Source organism: Bacillus sp. ISL-77 (genome assembly GCF_018613105.1).
In genome coordinates, this window is record NZ_JAGGQY010000084.1 from 1 (window position 1) to 19,473 (window position 19,473).

The following is a 19,473-nucleotide window of genomic DNA, read 5'->3' on the forward strand; positions in this document are numbered from 1 at the left end:
AGAAGTGAATTTTCATAGTAGTATTATATAGCTTATAAAAATAGTTAAGATCTTATTGGTAGCAATTTTGAATTAATAGATGATGGGTATTTCAGTCCAGACTTAAAAGGTCCTGAATAAATCTCTAAACGTCCAAAATTTTGCTTCTATTTGAAGCCATTTAATACTTTATCCCTTACAAAGTTCATGTCTTTAATATTAAATTTTTACATGAACATCTTTATACATTTTATGAACAGTTGTAATTGTAGTGATGCCGCTATGTTCATTAGACTAGCATTTACGAGTGCCGGCACCAACCATAATGCCTTCTAGAACATAAAAAGTGCCAGTAACCATTCAGGGTACTGACAGTTTTCATAATTTCTAATTAACACTTTCTCACGAACATTTTCAGTCCTCAAAAAGGAGTAGATCTTTTTCTTCAAGTTGAATATTTTTGACTTTTCCAATAAAAAGGGAATGATCCCCTTCTACATGGATGTTTACCACTTCACATGTAACTTGAGCAAGTGAGCATCTTATTACCTGCAGATCATTTAAGGTGTCAAATGCTACTTCTTTTTTCAAATGTCCTGCAAAAATCATTGATAATTCTTGTTGGTCACTCGATAAAATATTCACTTTGGTTGTCATAGTGATCAAATCCACTTTCTTACCCGCCCGGTTTAACTCCACCATTCTTCGCAATATTTCTTTATGACTTGTACTTCAGCTGATCAGGTTGGATCAGAGTACCCTGTAGTAAGTATTCCGCTGATAATAAAAAAACATTCCTTACAAAATGTAAGAAACGTTGATAAATAATCTTTTCTGAGCACAATCTGATACCAGTTGTCTGGGTCGAACCGAAATTTCAGAGGAACAAGATTTTGATTCTTGCGCTTCTGCCAATTCTGCCACACCGCATTATGTTAAGCAGGTATGTAAAAAATAACCATTCGTAACTTAACCAAAAGATACCTCAACTTTTCCTATCTGGCTAAACTCAGCTGTAAAGACATCTCCCTTTTGAGCTACAACAGCCGCCGATAGGGCTCCAGATAAAATGACTTCCCCAGCTTTTAAAGTAACATCGTATTCATTTAGTTTATTTGCCAGCCATGCAACACATGTTGCTGGGTGACCTAATACATCAGCCCCTGTCCCTTTATTCATGAACTGACCATTTTTATAAAGACTCATTTCGATTTTCGTTAAATCCATTCCATTTGGATCGAACCTTTGACCTCCTAAGGTGAACAGTCCACAAGAGGCATTATCCGCAACCGTATCTTCTAATTTAATTTTCCAATCAGTAATACGGCTATCAACGATCTCAATAGAAGGAACAATATATTCTGTTGCTTCTAGGACGTCTTCCACTGTAACAGCTGGCCCTATCAAATCTTTTTTCAACACAAAAGCAAGCTCGCCCTCTACCTTAGGGTTAAAAAGCGTTTCGATTGGAATGCTGCCACCATTCGGAATATCCATACCATCCAATAAATGACCGTAATCGGGCTGATCAACTCCTAATAGCTCCTGCATCGCAAACGAAGTTAACCCGATCTTTTTCCCAACGATTTTTTGGCCATCCTTAACCTTCTGATCAATACTTTTCATTTGAACTCGGTAAGCATCATGAATAGTGATATGAGGATACAAATCCGTAAGTGGGACAACAGACTTTTTGTTTTTTTCAGCTTGAAGTAAATGCTTATAGGCTTCTACAATTTGAGCCACTTTTGACCCTTCTTTCTATTTATAATGGGTTTATTTTTCATCTAAACAAATAAGGGACGACAAAAAGTATGATCCTTTTTCCCCGTTTGAACCTTTTCAGCCTTCATCCGCCGATTCCAGACGATGGTCAAGTTTCCTTCGAGCCATGATGGAATCTGATCTATACTAGTAAGCGTTACGTTTTTCTCGTTTACCATCACTTCGGTCTGCAAAGATTTGCTCTTATTCTTCAATGTAACATCATAGCTCCCAGGCGCAGGGAGTGTATAGTGTGAATAGGGAGTTAAAACCGATCCAGCGCCTTCGCATTTTAATTCGTAAGAGCGCCCGATAAGATAGGGCAGCTCCTCGACATTCCCATCTAACAGTTGTTGTCTAATACGAGTCGAACTGATTTTTTCCCCTTTGTACTCCACCTTGTCGACCGTAGTTACATCCATCCGACCTCCGGAATCTTGTTTCAATGTATCCATATTCCCTGCACCAAGGCTGCCATACGAAAAGTCATATCCTGCTACTGCATGAATAACACCCAGATTGATCAAGTATTCCTTAACAAATCCTTGAGGTGACAACCCTGCAAAGTCTTTATCGAACTCCACAAGGTAAAAAGTATCAACACCTAGTTCACTAAGCTTCTTTTCTTTTTCGGACTGCGGCATTAAATAGTGAATACATGCCTTCCCCCCGATGACCGTTTTCGGGTGAGGAAAGAAACTCATTACTGACAGTGAGACTTGTCTTTCCTTTGCTTCCCACAATGCAGTTTGAATCACTTTTACATGCCCATGATGGAGACCGTCAAAACATCCAAGTGCCATAACATTTGAGCATGCCATTTCCTGATAAGCAGCCAAATTTTCCTTACTTAAATAGATCGTTTCCATACAGTCTCCTTTCATGTTCCAATAATGAAGTCAGCTTATACTTCTGCCAATACACGATATTTTCCGTTAAAGAACACAAGCGGTTCCTTCTCTTCAAGATGAATATCAGTTACTTTTCCAATAAACAAAGTGTGATCTCCTTCAATATGCTCCGCGGATACTTCGCAAGCCACCTGTGCGATCGCGCCTGCTAACACTGGTTTGCCATCTAGACGATCAAAAATAACTTCACGAGGTTCCTTGATTTGTCCCGCAAAGATCATCGATAGCTCTTGTTGATCCGCAGCCAAAAGATTCACAGTAAAGATCTTGCTTTCCTTGATTTTATTTAAAATTTTTGCCCTTTCTCCAATTGAAATGACAACAAGCTTTGGATCAAGGGATACAGACATGAAGGCATTTGCCGTCATACCATGTACATCCCCATCCAGTTCTGTCGTAATCACGGTTACCCCTGTAGCGAATTTTCCCATTGCCGTTCGAAATTGACGATCATCCATCTCTATGAACCTCCCAAGATTATTTTTATATTAGTAGGAATATTGAAATTACCCACTTTACTTTTCGAAATCCTCCAATACGCGTAGGGCTCATCTTTATGAGATTCATCATTTAATAAATCTTAAAATATTCTCCACGAACGGCTCGGTTTTTTCGATTTGTGTCCAATGCCCGCACTCATTAAATACATGTAGTTCTGCATGCGGAAGCAATTCAATAAGACGATAGCTTGTGTCTGCAATGGGGATAACCTTGTCATTCAAGCCATGGAATAATAGTGTTTGTACTTTAATACTTTGAATTTGTTCATCGGTTAACGCCAATTCGTCCAGTTTTTGTTGGCGAGGCTCTGGGAACATTGCCGAAAATGCATCTTTCACCTCAGGTTCAATACTAGCTTCATAGCGAAGACGGACTAATTCTTCATTTTTCGCTGCTTTTTCATCGTACGAGAATAATTCAATTAATTCTCGCATGGACTCCAAACTTGGCTCATACCCCCAAACACGTTCTAACCCTTCTGAAATTTGGTACTTGATGCCAACACTACCCATTAAAATTAATTTTTTCACAAGGTCCGGTCTTTGATAGGCAACATGAAGCGCTAATGCGCCGCCCATTGAGTTACCGACTAGGTACACAGGCTCATCCGACACCGATTCAATAAAGCTAATTAAATGTTGTACCCACAATTCAACGGTATATTGATGATTGGGGAGTTTATCTGTTTTGCCAAAACCAATAATATCTGGTGCCAATACATGATAGGATTCACTTAAGCGTGGGATAATTAAGCGCCAATTTGCGAAGGCAGATACACCTGGTCCTGACCCATGTATTAAAATAATTTTTTCTGCTCCTCTCCCTTCCTCATGATAGTGTGTGTTAATCCCATTCACATCCATATATTTAGAGATAATCGTCATAACGCATTGCTCCTTCTATCTATTAATAAAGTTAGAGGAAACTATTGAAAGCTTCCTCTCGCTTTTACATTCCATACATGGTGAGCTTGTACATTGGAAAAGCTCACCTTTAACTATTCACCAGCATTTATTTTAGTGGTGCAACTGCCTTTTTCTTCACTGGTGTTCCATATTCAAAGAACTCCTGTGGTAAATTAGAGCCGTACCAAATAATTGCATGCTCTAAATCTTTCCCTTTCCATTCAACCGTTTTCCAGTCTGGGTCAAAAATTTGATAACCTGTGTCACCGAATAATTCAACACGATTACCCCCAGGTTCGATCACATATAGGAAGTAAGCCTGAGAGACACCGTGCTTGCCAGGACCTGCTTCAATTTTAAACCCATGCTCCACCAATAATTCACTCACATCCATTAAATGTTGGGGATAGCCGTACCAGTAGCAAATATGATGTAATCTTCCTTTTTCAGCTAATGCGTCTCCCATGATGGCAACTTCGTGCACTAATGAGTTAGAACTTAACCATGCTGCTACATCTGTATTATCATCATTTAGAATACGTTCGCGCACTTTAAATCCTAGTGCATTTTCTAAGAACTCAACGTTTTTATTTGTTTCGCTCGCCAGGACATTCACATGGTCTAAGCGACGTACTGGCACACCGCGACGTGGACGCCTTTGTGGACGGTTTAAGAGTGGTGTAGCTTGTTCCTCATTCGCTTTGAAATATTCAACCTCCCAAAGAATTTCCATTTTATGTCCATCTGGTGTGGTAAATTGATAGGCTGGTCCATGACCGACATCACCATTAATCCAACCCAAACCATAACCTGTCGCTTCAATTTCTCGTACACGACGCTCTAGTGCTTGCGGAGATGTGGCACGCCATGCCACATGCCCAAGACCCGCTTCATCATTTTTCGTAATAATCAATGTATGATGATAAAAATCCTCGTAAGCACGCATATAAACAGAATCACCTTGACGGTGCGATTCTTCCATCCCTAAAATTTCTTTAAAAAACCAAACAGACTCTTCTACTTTAGGACTATAAATTTCAATATGTGCCAGATGTGCCACATCAAAAATAGGTTCTTTCATCATTTCACATTCCCTCCAAAGTTTTATTTACCAAATTGGGTTTCCTTTAAAGCCAAAGATTGACTTGCCATATGATGCCATTGCATCTTCGTAATGGTGCGTCGGATGAGAAGCCGCTGTCATAATGTCACGCACAAACAATTCGGTCGGTTGCCCTTTAAATACTGAGTTTCCACCTAAAGTTAGTAAAATACGGAGCGCCATCTCAGAAGTCGTTTTTGATATATGCCCACGAATCCCAAACAATCTTTCACGCTCTTCTTCATCCAATGTACGAATGCGATTTTGTTGATAATACGTTAACCTTTCAACGTAATCATTTGCTAAGCCTTTTAAAGAACTTAATTGTAGTTTTAATTCCGCCAGTACGCGTTGACTACTAGCTGCTTCTTTTTCATTTGAATTATTGTTAAAAATACGAATCCGATTTTCTGTTTTTTCTTGGAAAATATCAATCAATCGTTCAATCCCACCAATCTGAATAAATTGGAAGCCCATTAAGAACCATGGGATATAGGGTACATTGAAAATTTGATAGTCAGGCTCAAAATTGCCATCTACTGGGCCTTCACCGTTAATGACACGTGTTGCATGGAAAATCCGATTCGGCGGTATGTAAACGTTATCAACTTTCACCGCGTTACTTCCTGAGCCACGCAAGCCCATTGCATCCCAGTTATGGACGATTTCTGCTTCCTCTTTATTCAAAATAAATAAACAATATTCCGGCTCTGTCTGATCCTTTAGCTTGGTGATTGCGCCTAGTCCAATCCAATCACTCCAAAGCACTCCACTACAGAAGTTCCATTGCCCTGAAAGGCGATAGCCTTCGCCATCTTCTGTTACTTTCCCGACAGGGGCAAATACATCTGCCATTAAGCCACCATGTCCATACAATTCATCACGGCTTTCTTTTGGTAAAAACGCAACCCAGGTTTCATGAATAACAAAGAAATAACTTAACCATGCGGCAGCGATACTATGATTCGCGATCGTGCGGATCATTTCACCAAAAGTAAAGTAATCTAAATCTTGACCGCCATATTCTTTTGGTCGTAAGAGTTTATGAAACCCAGCTTCTTTTATTTTTTCAATTACTTCATCTGGAAGCTTCGAATCTTGATCTGCCTTTAAAGCGTATTTTTCAGCTAATAAACCGACCTCCTTTGCCCTCCTAAGAAGTTCTTCTTTGTTGGTAGCCTTTTTAACTTCTAAAAGATTAACTGCCATATACCTTCCTCCTCATAAGTAAACGTTTTCAAATCCTATCAAGCATCTGCTACTGATTTGAATTATAATATTTAGAATATTTTAAATATACCTACGATAGATACTGAATTTAGATTGTTTTTAAAACGTTTCCTATTAAATACTATCCTTATATATTTAATTGGATTGCGTAAATCAAGAAAAGTAAAAAGCCTTGCCCATCAACAAGTTAATGGGCAAGGCTTATAGTTACATCTCAATTTTTCCTTTTGCTTTTAAAATATTGATTGCTAAATAAAGTGTGAAGGCATATTGTGTATCATTCAGATCATGGTTTAAAATCTCACTAATTTTGGCCAGTCGATAGCGTAATCCGCTAATCGACATGGATAATTCCTTCGCAGTATCGTTAATACTACTTCCACTATCTATATATGCAAATAACGTTTTTATTAACTCAAATTCATTACTATCTACTTCTAACAACCTACCAATATGTTGATTCACAAAGCGCTCAATCAACACATCATCCTGTATTTGGAATAAAACACTTTCAATGCCTAGCTCTTCGAAGTAATATACATTTTTTCGATTGTTTGTTGCACGTAATGCCGCCAATGTTTCATTGTATAGCGTGACAGTTTGTGAAAACTCCTGGATGACAGAGCTAACACCGACAGAAATCCTATATTTTGGGAAGCGCCGTGAACAATGCTTTAACAATTGATCAATAAACGTAGACTGTGATATATGCAAACTTTCAAAAGCTGGGTACTCAATTAATATAATAATTTTGTTGAGTTTTTGTGAAACGATTGAATTGATCGAGCGCTCTTTCAAAAATAGATGAATATGACGAATCAATTCTTCATTAAACGCTATTTCATGTTCAATTTTTGGTTCCTTTACAAATCGTTCAAACGTTAACATCCAATAGGTCGAGGAAGGATTGAAATCTAAATAATAGGCGATTTTATACATTTCTTCCTTTGCTAATCGACCTTCCAAGATATCATTTAAAAAGCTCCGTTTAATCGTTTGCTCCGTTGTAACTTTTATACTTTCATTCAATAATATAAGCGAAGACGTGATTGCTGCCTTTTCAATAATCATATAATCAAGCTCATTCGGCTGATTCTCTCCTGTAAAAACAAAAGAACAATAGCCTTTAATTTGCTCTCCATAAAAAATTGGGGTGCGTAACAATGAAAGCTTTTCTGAATAACGTACAAATGTAGTGTTCGAATCTCTAAATGTATTTAAAGTAAGCGGATTCGGAAGGTTTCCTGATTTTACAATGATTTGATTATATTCATCTTCAATAATGACTGTTAAACCAGTCGTTTCAAATAAAATATCAACAACTTTTTGTAACCCTTGGTTCGACAGTAGTTCCTCAATTAATTGCCGGTGTATATCGCTCGCTTTACTTAAATGGTCCCGCTCCATTTTTAATTTCGCTGTTATTTCATCGAGTTCCTTGATCATGCTATTCGCTTGATAGTAACTCAGATCACTCGTAATTTCTTCTCCCCATTTTTCTATTGGCATACAAATACATTTGCATTGCTCGTGGCCCATCGCGCGACATTCTACTTCCTTAACAAGGATAGGCTGTTGCAGCACGTTTGACAGGTAACCGCTTGCATATCCACACAAGGTGTGACAAACAGGCTCTTCACTGAGGCCTTTGGCTTTTAAATATTGAGATGCCTCAAACGTATTAATCCAAAGGACTTCTATAAAATTGCATTTCTTTTGCTCATCAAAACTCATTTCCAAAATTTCCACTTTATCTAAGTAACCATGCAACTTGTGAAATTTAGGACCTGCATATACCAAATCTAACTCATCGTCCCATTGCAACGACATGGCTTTTTCCGCATCACTCACTCCACAATGCCAGCCGTAGCGAATAAACACGCCCCTTGTTCGTTCAACGCCAATTACATTAATGAGTTCATTTTTCAAATTTGTTCTTGCTTCAATAGGGATTGAAATAATTCGTTCATAAAATTCATTCAAAACTGTTTCTTTAGGTGATTCAAAAGCATTCTTTATGTGCATTCGCTTAATACTCATTTTTTTACTCAACCCCTTGTTCTGTGCTCTTGAAAAAGTGCCTGTCACCACTCGAAATTTGTAGCATTCGACAGGTGACAGGCACCATTTAATATTTCATGTTTTTTCCTCAATTAAAGATGGAAAGACTTTCATTATGTATTATTTAATTATTCAAACAACTACGAAGAATTATTTATTGAGTATTATAACATAATATTCAGAATTTTATTTACTTAGTTTAGATAGTAGGAACGATGTTCTTATAGCTCTGAAATAATATTAGGACTTAATTTAATAGATTTAAATTTCCTATTTGATTATCAAACGGAATGATTCTTCTAGTATCTTTCTACCTCTCTTACCGTTTTGGTAGTATGGTGGTGTACTGGTCAATTAATATTGACTAATCCAGGAAAAAGTAAAGTATCCATTTTTATTGGCTAGCCGATAAATTCCCAAAACAAACAAGATAAAGACAAGATAAGATAAAAAGCATGAGTTCGATTCAATACAGAACTCATGCCAAGGTTGCAGCTTATCATTTATGTCTAATTAATTGTTTTTTGATCAATTGTGACTCCAGTTACATGACCTTCCTGATTTCTGATGATACTCCAAAACTCATTACTCCATTAACGATTTTATCAAGGTGCCACTACCATTGTTCAGAAGGAATGTTAGCAGAGGAATCGAAATCATATATTTTCCTAATGTGTTCTACCATTTTCTCAGCATTTTCAATTAGTTTTAAATCGTAATATGCGAGTAAGACTTTTTCTTCATAGTTTGTCCTGATACAAACAAAGCATTTCCTAATTGTTTTACAGGAATATACATTGCATCGGGGGTAGATTTTTCCGGCAAAGTAATGCTTAATTCTTTAATTCTTTGTTCAGCTCTCAAAATATTAAAACCTCTTTTCGTTTTGTGTTTATTTCAATCAATAAGAATATCAGCGATGGAATATTTTTTTTAATGGATTCTATTTGTTTTCCGTTAAATGCTGGATCGGCCGATATTTTTTATCAAAGATTAATTCAGAGCAACAAGCAAACCATTTAGGATTTTCTCTGTTTAGCTTACTTTAATCGATGGAAAGTACTATTTTTCCATGTGCTTTTTTACTTAATATTTGTTCATGCGCTTTTCCAGCATCCTCTAAAGTTAATTCATCTCCGATTTCCGGATGTAAAATACCGGATTCCAGGAAAGCTTCAACAGCAAGTAAACTCTCATTGTACTCATCGGGTATTGCATTCCAAAGAGCCAAACCTAAGATATCTGCTTCTTTATACATCGCCAATCTCGGATTGATTTCCAGGCTGCCCCGGTTACCAACTACAACGATACGACCATATCGTGCTATTATCTTCAGATCAGTCTCTAAATTCACATTTGCCAAGAACTCAATGATGACCTTTGGTCCTTTATCATTTGTCAAAGAAATTATTTTATTGATGGAATCCTCCGTTATGTGATCGAGTACATGTGTGGCTCCTGAAGCTTTCACCAAAGACTTCCCCTCTTCTGTGCTTGCAGTTCCAATCACCGTCGCTCCGATTCCTTTGGCCATCTGAACTGCCAACAAACCAACGCCACCGCTTGCTCCGTGAATCAAAACTGTCTCACCTGGTTTGATCTTCGCTCTGTGAAACAATGCACGATAAGCAGTTAATGCTGGAATACCGAGAGATGCACCTTTCTGATATGATATTGACTCAGGCAATCTATGGACAACATTCGCATCACAAACTACCTTTTGTGCATATGTTCCGGTATTCCGCTTTGCAAGCAATGCAGCTACAAAAACGCGGTCTCCTATTTTGAGATGCTTTACCCCCTCGCCTATTGCATCTATAACTCCAGATCCATCAAACCCGGGTGTGTATGGCAACTCAGGAATATAAAAAGAATACGTACCAGTACGAATATACGTTTCATTGGGGTTGACACCCGCAGCAAACAGTCTAACACGTACTTCATTTGTAGCTGGGATAGGTTCATCTACTTCTGTGCATTTCAAGACTTCAGGTCCACCAAAATTTGACATTTGAATAGCTTTCATCTGTCTTCCTCCTGCCTCAATATTTAATATATAGTTTTTTTTGCACTTTCAACCTACCTTCTTCAACATTCCCTTAAGTCCAGTAGTAAACTCCTCTCATCATTCCTTATACCTATGGTGAGAGGAGATAGAAACGCTAATATTATCAATGAAATTAAAAAACCAATTGCATCAAAATCATGTAGACAATCGTTCCCCCTGCTATAGAGAGGAGCATCTTTTTCTTCCAAAAGTGAAGCAGGGCAACTACCGATACCGCAATAAGTTCAGGGATGCCGTGACTGCCGGACAGAAAGCTCACATCCTTAAAACTATAAATTACCAATAGTCCTAACACAGCCAAGGGTAGCACTTTGCCAAGAAACTGAACATACTGTGGTGTGGGTTTACCCGATGGGAAAATGGCGAATGGAAGAAACCTTGTAAGCATTGTGCCTAAAACAACCATAGCAATTGTGATACTTTGCTGCGCTAAACTCATAGTCATATGGTGACCTCAACTTTCTCTAATATCTTTCTAAGAACGGTGAGCATTACCAGAATTGCAACCATAGCAGGGATAATGAAATTGTTTCCGCCAAAAATAATAAGACAGACAGTTGACAGCCCAAGCCCTACGAGAGCACTATGGTGCTGTTTCTCTTTCATCCACTGTTCAATGAAGATTACGAAATGCAATTCTTATTTGATTTCTTTTTTTCATATGATTCACATCCTTGATTGCTAACTTTGTTTTAATTTAACATAGAGAATCCATACAAAAAATAAGATAATTGTATGGATTACAATTCTTTATAAAGAATTAATTCCCCCCATTTTGATGAAATAGAGGGTTCAGATAGATATTCTACTCCCATATCAAACGGGACTCGTTTAGAGCCTCTTTTTCAAATCATACATTTTTATTATTAGAATTCCATACAATAAATGATATGATTGTATGGAATACGATATTAGAGGTGTAGTATGCCAGTAAATTCATTTGATAATTATCCGATGTCTTGGAAACCTGATAAGAAATCCTTAAAACGTCCTTTTTATAATTCTATTGCGTCACTACTTGAACAGGATATTATAAATGGCTTTTTAGCACCTGGGACAAAGTTACCCCCTCAACGAGAATTGGCAGATTTTCTTGACTTAAACTTTACCACTATTACTCGACCTTTAAACGCTTCTTTACTATTGGTAAATTTCCATTTAAACGAGTGATTCTGTTTCAAATCATGAACCAAGTCTTTTCCCAACTGTAAATTCTGCCCAGCAAATGTTGATCCCAGATCTTTATTTACTACTGCAATTGGAAGGTCCCCAGTTTAATAGTGGGATGGGTAATTTAGAAAATGGATTGGGAGTGATCAAAATCTCCAATTAAGTTATTCCGTTAAAGGGCTGTAATTTTGTTGGCAGCCTGGTCAATTTTATTCGCTCCGTCAGTTGCTTTTTGTAAATTATCACCTACTTGATTTAAACTATTAAATGCTCCTTGTTCTAATTCTTTAGAACCTTTAGAAAGAATTTCGCTAACAAATTAAAGAATGGAACCAGCGCTGTTTCTGACAGTATTTTAAAAATCGAAAAGGCAAGCAATCCATTTGCAAAAGGGATGGAAAAACTGAACTCAAGTGCAAATCAGTTAAGTGAAGACTCTCAAAAACTTGCAGAAGGTTCCGCATCAATATATAAAGGAGCTTCCCAACTATCTAACGGAACAGGTCAATTACTTTCTTCGTTACAATCCGGTGCTACAAAAGCGAATGAACTGAAATTGAATGATAAAAATTTTGACATGTTTTCTAATCCAACAAAGTTGGAATCTCACAAAATCAGTGAGGTAAATGATTATGGAGCTGGATTAATTCCTTATATTTTGGCTATAGGCTTGATGGCTAGTGCATTATTTTTCGTTTCTACCTATCAACTTAAGGAAACACCGTTAGAACCATCATCTGGGGCTTCTTGGTTTCTCAGTAAGCACAGTGTAGTGATTATGGTTGGGTTAGTTCAATCCATTCTAGCAGTAACTATACTTATCCAAGGCATGAGCCTAGAAGTTAAACATGTATGGGGCTTATATCTATTTACAATTTTGACGAGTCTTACTTTCCTATCTTTGGTGCAAATGCTCTGTACCATTTTGGGAAAAATCGGACAGATGCTTGGATTCATTCTACTCTTACTGCAAATTGGCGGCAGCTCTGGCACATTCCCTATAGCTTTAGCACCTCCATTTTACCAACACATACATGCATTCCTTCCAATGACGTACGCTATAAAAGGATTTCGTGACCTTATTTCGATTGGAAATGATCTGCATGATGTATGGAGCCATGCACTAATGTTAGCCGTGTTTGGATTTGTCTTTAATGCTGGTACTTTCTTATTTTTTGTTCTTCAATTAAGACAAAAGAAAAGCATCCCTGCCGCTTAAGCAAATCTTTTATATGTAAATGAATAAGCCCATTATTTCTTTTTATAGAGATAATGGGCTTATTTATATTGACTTATTTTCTATTTGATAATCCTTAATATTGACCTCCAATTTAAAATTTAGCTATGAAATCGAATAATGGCATATTATAGATTCCTTTAATATGCACGAAACTGTGAACCCACCACACCCAAAATATTTTTAAATCCACAAATCTTGCTGCCTTTTACCTTATCGGTGCAGCAACCATCCATACATGCCCGAATGGGTCTTCAATTTTTCCCACACGGTCTCCATGTGGCAAGTCCTGAATCGATTTAAGGGAAGTTGAACCTGAACGCACAGCCCTTTCTACCACATCGTCGACATAATTAACATATAAATAGATAATAACAGGCGTCCCGCCAAGCGATTTCGTCGCATGATTGTGTCCGGAAAATTCATCGGATATCATAAAGCGTGCATTTCCAACTTTCACTTCACAATGCTCAATTTTTTCCCATCGCTATTGACCATTCTAGTTTCCTCGTCAGCACGAAATACATTCTTGTAAAATTCTATTGCATTTTTAGCATCATGCACTGCCAACATCGGGATGGCAACAGTAATGTCCCTTCTCATTTAGCAACTCCTCCCTCAGCTTAATACGATTTTCTCACGTATAAACCCTTAGGAGGGCTAATTTTTTCTAAAATTAAACAAAAAAGGGGGAACCTCAACAGGATTCCCTCAAAAGTTTAAGGTTTATTGCAAGCCATCTTGCAGATTAATGTCTAAAGAACTTACTTCCTTTCCATCCACAAAGAGTTTCCCATCCGTAATCGTAAATGGTTTATTAAAGTTAAATGGACCATGTTGGAAATCTTCCACGGATGAAAGTTGGTATTCCCCATCCGGAAGCCGGAATTGATAACGGCCATTTTGAATCCAATTTGAACCACTCCAGTTGCCATCTTTAGAACTGATTTCTACATAACCATCCGTTACTGGTTTTTCTCCATTATACACAGTACCTGATACGGTTATAGGAGCTGCAGCAATGTCAAGCTGCTCTGTAAGCTCACCATTTACATATAATTGGCCTGATACGATGCTAAATTCAGTTCCAGGACTGAAAGCTGTGCCATCATAAAGATACACCTCATAGACCTTGTAATCGCCATCTGGCAGGCGGAATTGGAATCTGCCTTCCTCATTGGCCCATCCCCACGATTGCACAGGGTTATCAGCATCGTTCATCTCCATGATGTAAAGATCACCCATTATCGGATTTCCTTTTTCTGTTAGAGTTCCCGTCAAGGTGATAGGTGGGACCGAAATCTCTAGCACATCCTTTAATTGATCATTTACATATGTCTTTCCATCCATAATAGAAAAAGAAAGATCAATGAAGGCATTTGTTCCATCCTCTAAATAAATTTCTCTTACTGTATAGTCACCATCTGCTAAACGCATTGTAAAGGTACCATCCTGGTTAAGGCTCTTCCCGCCATAAAAACTTTCATCAGCGGAACTAACCAAAATGAAGCCATTCGATACAGCCATTTCTCCATCTTTAACCAATCCATGGACACTAACTGGAGGGACCTGCAACTCTAGAATAGATTGCTCTTGGCCATCGATAAACAGTTTGCCATTTATGATGTCAAATTTGGTAGACAACGAAACGTCCTGTCCTTCTTCAAACAGGTAACCACCCCTAACTTGATAGCTCCCATCCTTTAAGCGTAACGAGTAGATTCCGTTTTCATCCGTTATCGCATCATACCACTCGTAGCTTCCGTCTTCTGACAGTGTTTCAATGTAAATTACGCCCTGCAATGCAGCCCCTGAATCAAGAAGCTTCCCATTAAAGGTAACAGGTGGCAAATCAATGTCTAAACTTGACGTTACTTTTCCATTTTGAATAAGTTTTCCACCACGTACCTCAAATGGAATGTTCACCCTCGTGCCGCGGTTTTGTTCATTTATATAAGTTACTGTATAACTGCCGTCATGTAATCTATATTGGAAGCTACCTTTTGAGTCAACTGGTGTCCCGTACCCATAATACACTCCGTCTGATGTTTCTCCTTCAAAATTTACATATGCATCCGTAATTGGCTTCCTTCCTTCAGAGAGGACACCTGTTACGTTAATATCTGGAACGGTTATTTCAAGTAAAGAAGCCTTTCTTCCAGCAACATAAACAGTTCCCTCTACCACTTCAAATGTTACGTTATTCCATGAAGAATAGGTTTCGTGGTAAACACTAATGGTATAGGTACCATCAGCTAATGCTCTTAAAGAAAATTTACCTTGATTGTTCGTTACGACATATTGAATAAATTCCGTGTCGTATTCCTTATCAGAAAGATGTTTTTCTAACACTACACCCGCCTTTGATAATGGCTTTGAATTATCCCCAACTTTCCCCATAATTGTATCTACAGGGATGTCTATAGATAGGTTTGTTTGTTGTTTACCATCCACTAACACCTTACCATCTTCGACAGTGAATCCCAGCTCATACCGATAAAAACCATTATCTACTTCTATCCCAAACAGAAAGTAATGACCATCTGTTAATGAAGCAGAAAAGCTTCCATTACCTATAGATGATACTGTATAAATTTCCTCATCGTGTTCCCCATAAATAATTAAATCGGCCTTTAAACCATTGCTTCCTTCCTTTAACACACCATTAAAATTACTAGATTGATTTAAAGGCTTCTTCTCTTTTTTCTTGTCTGAAAGATTGATTTCGCCTTCTTTTAATCCTTTGATCTTACCTTTACTTACGACAAAGCTTTGATTTGTACTATACCAAGTAGTGTTTTTGCCTTTAACACCTTTTACCGTGTATGTACCATCTGATAGCTTTGTTTGAAATGATCCTTTACCGTCCGTCATGGTTTGAATCCAATTTAATTTACCCTTTTCACGTATGGTAACCAGGGTGTTTTTTAAGGGTTTGCCACTCTCCTTAATCGACCCCTTTACAACTGTAGGGATATGGCCCTTTGTTGGTGCTGCATTTGCAATACCGTTTGTTACCCCCATGATACATACCAATAATAAAAGCATGTACATTATTTTTTTACCCATTCCTGTTCCTCCAACTCTAAATAAAAGTAAAAAAATGATAGTTTTAGTTTAAAAACTATCATTTTTTCCCAATTTAATATATTCGCTATATAACAATAAATCCCTTTCCAAATTTCACCAAATATAATTTAATTTCCGCTGTTTTATCAGATAGAGATACCTTCCATGGCCAAACAGGGATATGAAAGTTCCTCATAATACCTTTATTCCCTTTTTGTATAATAATGAGGAAATGGTGCATTATTCAGCAATGAATAAAGTTTCCTTGTTCAACTTATAAACCAAATGTGCAGTTGGATTTGCATTTAACCGATCCATTTAATGCCGAAGCGACACGTACGGAATGACAGAAAGGTGCTCTTTCCTTTCTGATCAGTCGGTAGTGCTGCCGCCCAAAGTCGTTCTGTATGCTTTTAACCTTAAGATGATAAAGTCCTTATTTCTGAAGAGAAATCGCAGCTAAAGGCTGCATGACTGGCAAAAAACTGTAGGAGGATTTAGGAATATCCAAAATTTTTGTAACTTACTCCTTGAATAACAGAAACAAATGTTCCTATAATATATAGAAGAGGGGGAATTTTTAATGAATAAAGATCATAAAGATCGTGGTATGAAGAAATTTATATTAATTGTCAAGAAATTAATTTGAATTTCAATAGTAACAAGTGATTTTTTATGATGTTACACAAAATGTAATGGAAAAGTAGGTGTCTTGAGGTGATTCGTGACAGAGGCCGTTTTAAATGGGTTTCAATGATGTTACCGGAACATGTAAATTACTAAGGGAATACAATGAAAGTTTAGATAAAGCCGAAAAACCGGCTTTGGATGAACAAAAATATGAAGAATTTTATGAAATTATCTGTGGGGTGAAAATGCCAATATTTAAAAGCCCAATTTCTCAGTATTGAATTTGAGAAATTAGGCTTTTTGTTACTCCACAATCGTGCCCTTTAATGGAATAAGCATTCAGCTTTATTAGCTGGTTGTGGAATAAAAACTCAGTTAGTTCTAAAGAAGTTCAATGTTTCTCTAAATGTATTTTGTGCTGATTCTACATTGTATTTAGGTGAGTATGGATCACTAAATCCGTGTTCACCCTTACATATATGTATATCTATATTCTGTTTATCTAAAGTTGAAATTAGTTCATCAACATTAAACGATTTTTCTACTTCCGGGAAAAATAGCAATGTTGAACATTTTGGAGATATATTTACAAAGTCTCTAATACGTGAACCATAGTATCCGACAATCCCATCGACATATTCCTCTTCACTACACATCCATGCAACAGTTGCCCCTACACTAAATCCAATGACAAATATTTTTGAGTATTCATCTTTAATATCAGATAATATATTTTTTACTTTATATAATGCATTAATGAAAGCAACATTATCAATAAAATTGCGGTAAGCTTTTTCTTCTTGAGAATAGCTAAAAGGGATTTCTTGTTCTAATAAATTTGGACAAATAACATCAAAATATTGTTCTGATAATAATTCACATAAATCTGTTATATGTTGGTTAATTCCATATATTTCGTGTATTACAATGATTACTTTATCGGAATTTTTATGGATTTTGATCACCTTATACAACCCCTGTAATGATTTTCATATTGTTTAATTAATACCATATTATATTGTTTCTACCAATTTGCTCATTTGTTAAATACCAAAGGCGATGCCTCTTATATAAGCATCGCGCCCTTTAACGGAGTAAAGATACTCATAATAATTTAGACATATAATACTCATTAAAAGGCGTTCCATCAATCATAAGTGAATTTCTCTTCGTACCTTCAATTTCAAATCCACTTTTCTTATATAGAGCTACACCTGAGTCATTTTGTGTTACCACAGTAAGTTCTAATCGTGAAATATTATGATTTATTGCCCACTCCTCTAAACATTGAAATAAAGCTGTTCCTATCCCTTGCCCTCTGTATTCTTCTAAAATACCAATAACAAGATACGCAGAGTGCTTTGTTCTCTTAACACTTCCACCGACAGCAATCAAATAGCCTACTAACTTTCCTTCTTCTTTTTTTGCAATAAAAATTGTTGAATTGCTTTGCTGTTCAATGCGTTCTAATTGTTTACGTTGTTGTTCAGGAGTAGTTTTTCTTTCTCCTGCTTCCATAAGCATAAAATTAGCTTCAGTTTCAACTTGCTTAATTAAATTTATGAAATTCTCTGCATCATCATGTTTTATCTCTCTAATTAACATAAAAATCCCCCCACTTTCTTTAACAATCCTGCCCATAACTTAATTACAATTATTTCAAACTATGTGAGCTTCCTCAATTATTTATTCCATAAAATTATGCAAAAAGCACGTTCAATGAAGAACGTGCTTATCAAGATTGGTAAAGTTCAATTATTCTGTTAAAAGTATTTGCTATAGAAATCTTGCCGTAGCTTTCCACTAAATTGAGCATATATCTTCGTTGTTTCACTCTTTTCATGACCAAGTAAGCTCTGAATTACTTCAAGTGGTGCTCCGTTGTTGATCATGTGAGTCGCATAACTATGTCGCAATTGATGCGGATGAATACTCTTCTTAATTCCTGCACGACTTGAAATACGCTTAATGATATATCTTATAAGGTCGATACTCATACGTCTTTTGGGGCTTCTTTCGGTGATAAACAGGCATGGATCTTCATCGTCTCGTTCGTCTAAATATCTTTTCAACCATAGGGAGCAGCGAGTATTGAAGTACACTTCTCTTTCCTTATCGCCTTTTCCATGTACAATAACGGAATTCGTGGAGAAGTTAATATCTTCATGATTGAGTTTTACGACTTCTCCAATACGACAACCGGTAGAATAAAAAAATTCAAATAATGAGTTTTCCATGGAGGTTTGGCACGCTTCCCTGAGATGTTCTATTTCGAGCTCTGAAAGGAATTTTGGGATTCTTTTGCCTAGCTTCGGTTCCTTCAATTTAGCAGCTGGATTCTTGGAAATGAATCCTTCATCATATGTCCATTTGAAAAGTGATCGTAAACAACGAACTCGATGCCCTAGACTAGACAGCTTTAAATGCTCTCCTGCCTCAATTAAGTAGCTTTTGAGTTTCTCAGTAGTAAATTCACCCATATCAATATCGCCAAAGAATTTTGATAACAGATTGTATTGAAAGCAATAGGTTTTCAATGTTAGAGCTGAATATCCCTCGATCTTCTTATCAAGTTGATACTTCTCCCAAGCTTCAGAAAATAACATTGCATTTTCACTCTCCTGGGTTATGAACCAATTAATCTTGATTCTATTATGCTCAAAAAGAGTAAATTTCATACTATAGTTATTCAACAATCTAAGAAAACAATTTTCAGGATAGTCTCATAACACTTGGGAGACATAATTAAGACGCTTTCCCTATTCTGGAAAAGCCTCGATTGTAGAAGAGTCATTTAGTTTTTTGATATGTACCAATCCCAGCCCCGAAATTAGCTTCATACAACT

Annotated in this window: 19 protein-coding genes and 2 pseudogenes; 3 read left to right on the forward strand and 18 right to left on the reverse strand. The window is 36.9% G+C overall.

The features are described 5' to 3' along the window. Nucleotides 1-393 precede the first annotated feature (393 nt). From J7E77_RS27620 to J7E77_RS27675, 12 genes and pseudogenes are all read right to left on the reverse strand, one after another. Entirely contained in the window at nt 394-651 is a 258-nt protein-coding gene (locus tag J7E77_RS27620) for a flavin reductase family protein (RefSeq protein WP_308160812.1), read from the reverse strand. Between the two features lie 297 nt (nt 652-948). Beyond that, nucleotides 949-1,725: a 2-keto-4-pentenoate hydratase gene (locus J7E77_RS27625; RefSeq protein ID WP_214718487.1), complete on the reverse strand. Its 777-nt coding sequence runs from the start codon at nt 1,723-1,725 to the stop codon at nt 949-951. Nucleotides 1,726-1,766: 41 nt separating this feature from the next. Further along, entirely contained in the window at nt 1,767-2,612 is an 846-nt protein-coding gene (locus J7E77_RS27630; protein ID WP_214718489.1) for an FAD synthetase family protein, read from the reverse strand. 35 nt (nt 2,613-2,647) lie between these two features. Next, the gene (locus J7E77_RS27635) at nt 2,648-3,112 is read right to left on the reverse strand and encodes a flavin reductase family protein (RefSeq protein WP_214718491.1); all 465 of its coding nucleotides are present in this window, start codon (nt 3,110-3,112) and stop codon (nt 2,648-2,650) included. A gap of 108 nt (nt 3,113-3,220) precedes the next feature. Next, nucleotides 3,221-4,039 carry an alpha/beta fold hydrolase gene (locus J7E77_RS27640; RefSeq protein ID WP_214718493.1) on the reverse strand — a complete coding sequence of 273 codons (819 nt, stop codon included), beginning with the start codon at nt 4,037-4,039 and terminating at the stop codon, nt 3,221-3,223. A 127-nt stretch (nt 4,040-4,166) separates the two neighbouring features. After that, complete coding sequence (locus J7E77_RS27645; RefSeq protein ID WP_214718495.1) at nt 4,167-5,144, reverse strand: catechol 2,3-dioxygenase; 978 nt, start codon at nt 5,142-5,144, stop codon at nt 4,167-4,169. A gap of 24 nt (nt 5,145-5,168) precedes the next feature. Next, nucleotides 5,169-6,371: an acyl-CoA dehydrogenase family protein gene (locus tag J7E77_RS27650; RefSeq protein WP_214718497.1), complete on the reverse strand. Its 1,203-nt coding sequence runs from the start codon at nt 6,369-6,371 to the stop codon at nt 5,169-5,171. 228 nt (nt 6,372-6,599) lie between these two features. Then, nucleotides 6,600-8,432 (reverse strand): XylR N-terminal domain-containing protein, encoded by a 1,833-nt coding sequence (locus tag J7E77_RS27655; protein ID WP_214718499.1) that lies wholly within the window; start codon nt 8,430-8,432, stop codon nt 6,600-6,602. Between the two features lie 729 nt (nt 8,433-9,161). Continuing rightward, nucleotides 9,162-9,317, reverse strand: coding sequence for a RidA family protein (locus J7E77_RS27660; protein WP_214718500.1), 156 nt, complete (start codon nt 9,315-9,317; stop codon nt 9,162-9,164). Nucleotides 9,318-9,498: 181 nt separating this feature from the next. Continuing rightward, nucleotides 9,499-10,479, reverse strand: a complete 981-nt coding sequence (locus tag J7E77_RS27665; protein WP_214718501.1) for an NADPH:quinone reductase — start codon at nt 10,477-10,479, stop codon at nt 9,499-9,501. Nucleotides 10,480-10,633: 154 nt separating this feature from the next. Further along, nucleotides 10,634-10,966: a branched-chain amino acid transporter permease gene (locus J7E77_RS27670; RefSeq protein WP_214718502.1), complete on the reverse strand. Its 333-nt coding sequence runs from the start codon at nt 10,964-10,966 to the stop codon at nt 10,634-10,636. After that, a pseudogene (locus J7E77_RS27675) lies at nt 10,963-11,157 on the reverse strand (branched-chain amino acid transporter AzlC); the annotation flags it as partial. The pseudogene J7E77_RS27675 and the gene J7E77_RS27670, both read right to left, overlap by 4 nt. A gap of 288 nt (nt 11,158-11,445) precedes the next feature. Between J7E77_RS27675 and J7E77_RS27680 the strand changes: the two are divergent. Then, nucleotides 11,446-11,643: pseudogene (locus J7E77_RS27680) on the forward strand (GntR family transcriptional regulator); the annotation flags it as partial. Nucleotides 11,644-12,085: 442 nt separating this feature from the next. Next, complete coding sequence (locus J7E77_RS27685) at nt 12,086-12,910, forward strand: YhgE/Pip family protein (protein WP_214718503.1); 825 nt, start codon at nt 12,086-12,088, stop codon at nt 12,908-12,910. A gap of 226 nt (nt 12,911-13,136) precedes the next feature. On the opposite strand, the gene J7E77_RS27690 is transcribed toward J7E77_RS27685, so the two are convergent. The 3 genes from J7E77_RS27690 to J7E77_RS27700 form a co-directional block, all read right to left on the reverse strand. Further along, entirely contained in the window at nt 13,137-13,388 is a 252-nt protein-coding gene (locus tag J7E77_RS27690; RefSeq protein WP_214718504.1) for a VOC family protein, read from the reverse strand. Next, nucleotides 13,385-13,531: a VOC family protein gene (locus tag J7E77_RS27695; RefSeq protein WP_214718506.1), complete on the reverse strand. Its 147-nt coding sequence runs from the start codon at nt 13,529-13,531 to the stop codon at nt 13,385-13,387. Before J7E77_RS27695 ends, J7E77_RS27690 begins: the two co-directional genes overlap by 4 nt. A gap of 123 nt (nt 13,532-13,654) precedes the next feature. Continuing rightward, nucleotides 13,655-15,997 (reverse strand): carboxypeptidase-like regulatory domain-containing protein, encoded by a 2,343-nt coding sequence (locus J7E77_RS27700; protein ID WP_214718508.1) that lies wholly within the window; start codon nt 15,995-15,997, stop codon nt 13,655-13,657. Nucleotides 15,998-16,740: 743 nt separating this feature from the next. On the opposite strand from J7E77_RS27700, the gene J7E77_RS27705 reads away from it, so the two are divergent. Then, nucleotides 16,741-16,908: a YolD-like family protein gene (locus tag J7E77_RS27705; RefSeq protein ID WP_251027084.1), complete on the forward strand. Its 168-nt coding sequence runs from the start codon at nt 16,741-16,743 to the stop codon at nt 16,906-16,908. A gap of 90 nt (nt 16,909-16,998) precedes the next feature. Here J7E77_RS27705 and J7E77_RS27710 read toward each other — a convergent pair whose 3' ends face one another. From J7E77_RS27710 to J7E77_RS27720, 3 genes are all read right to left on the reverse strand, one after another. After that, entirely contained in the window at nt 16,999-17,592 is a 594-nt protein-coding gene (locus J7E77_RS27710) for a dienelactone hydrolase family protein (protein ID WP_214718510.1), read from the reverse strand. A gap of 139 nt (nt 17,593-17,731) precedes the next feature. Further along, nucleotides 17,732-18,232, reverse strand: coding sequence for a GNAT family N-acetyltransferase (locus J7E77_RS27715; RefSeq protein WP_214718519.1), 501 nt, complete (start codon nt 18,230-18,232; stop codon nt 17,732-17,734). Between the two features lie 158 nt (nt 18,233-18,390). After that, nucleotides 18,391-19,233 (reverse strand): tyrosine-type recombinase/integrase, encoded by an 843-nt coding sequence (locus tag J7E77_RS27720; RefSeq protein WP_214718521.1) that lies wholly within the window; start codon nt 19,231-19,233, stop codon nt 18,391-18,393. Nucleotides 19,234-19,473: the final 240 nt, after the last annotated feature.

Bases quoted from the DNA above. Each gene is read 5' to 3' on its own strand.
- J7E77_RS27630 (WP_214718489.1), bottom strand. From the start codon at position 2,612: ATGGAAACGATCTATTTAAGTAAGGAAAATTTGGCTGCTTATCAGGAA.
- J7E77_RS27635 (WP_214718491.1), bottom strand. From the start codon at position 3,112: ATGGATGATCGTCAATTTCGAACGGCAATGGGAAAATTCGCTACAGGG.
- J7E77_RS27640 (WP_214718493.1), bottom strand. From the start codon at position 4,039: ATGACGATTATCTCTAAATATATGGATGTGAATGGGATTAACACACAC.
- J7E77_RS27645 (WP_214718495.1), bottom strand. From the start codon at position 5,144: ATGATGAAAGAACCTATTTTTGATGTGGCACATCTGGCACATATTGAA.
- J7E77_RS27650 (WP_214718497.1), bottom strand. From the start codon at position 6,371: ATGGCAGTTAATCTTTTAGAAGTTAAAAAGGCTACCAACAAAGAAGAA.
- J7E77_RS27655 (WP_214718499.1), bottom strand. From the start codon at position 8,432: ATGAGTATTAAGCGAATGCACATAAAGAATGCTTTTGAATCACCTAAA.
- J7E77_RS27665 (WP_214718501.1), bottom strand. From the start codon at position 10,479: ATGAAAGCTATTCAAATGTCAAATTTTGGTGGACCTGAAGTCTTGAAA.
- J7E77_RS27670 (WP_214718502.1), bottom strand. From the start codon at position 10,966: ATGACTATGAGTTTAGCGCAGCAAAGTATCACAATTGCTATGGTTGTT.
- J7E77_RS27685 (WP_214718503.1), top strand. From the start codon at position 12,086: ATGGAAAAACTGAACTCAAGTGCAAATCAGTTAAGTGAAGACTCTCAA.
- J7E77_RS27695 (WP_214718506.1), bottom strand. From the start codon at position 13,531: ATGAGAAGGGACATTACTGTTGCCATCCCGATGTTGGCAGTGCATGAT.
- J7E77_RS27700 (WP_214718508.1), bottom strand. From the start codon at position 15,997: ATGGGTAAAAAAATAATGTACATGCTTTTATTATTGGTATGTATCATG.
- J7E77_RS27705 (WP_251027084.1), top strand. From the start codon at position 16,741: ATGGGTTTCAATGATGTTACCGGAACATGTAAATTACTAAGGGAATAC.
- J7E77_RS27715 (WP_214718519.1), bottom strand. From the start codon at position 18,232: ATGTTAATTAGAGAGATAAAACATGATGATGCAGAGAATTTCATAAAT.
- J7E77_RS27720 (WP_214718521.1), bottom strand. From the start codon at position 19,233: ATGTTATTTTCTGAAGCTTGGGAGAAGTATCAACTTGATAAGAAGATC.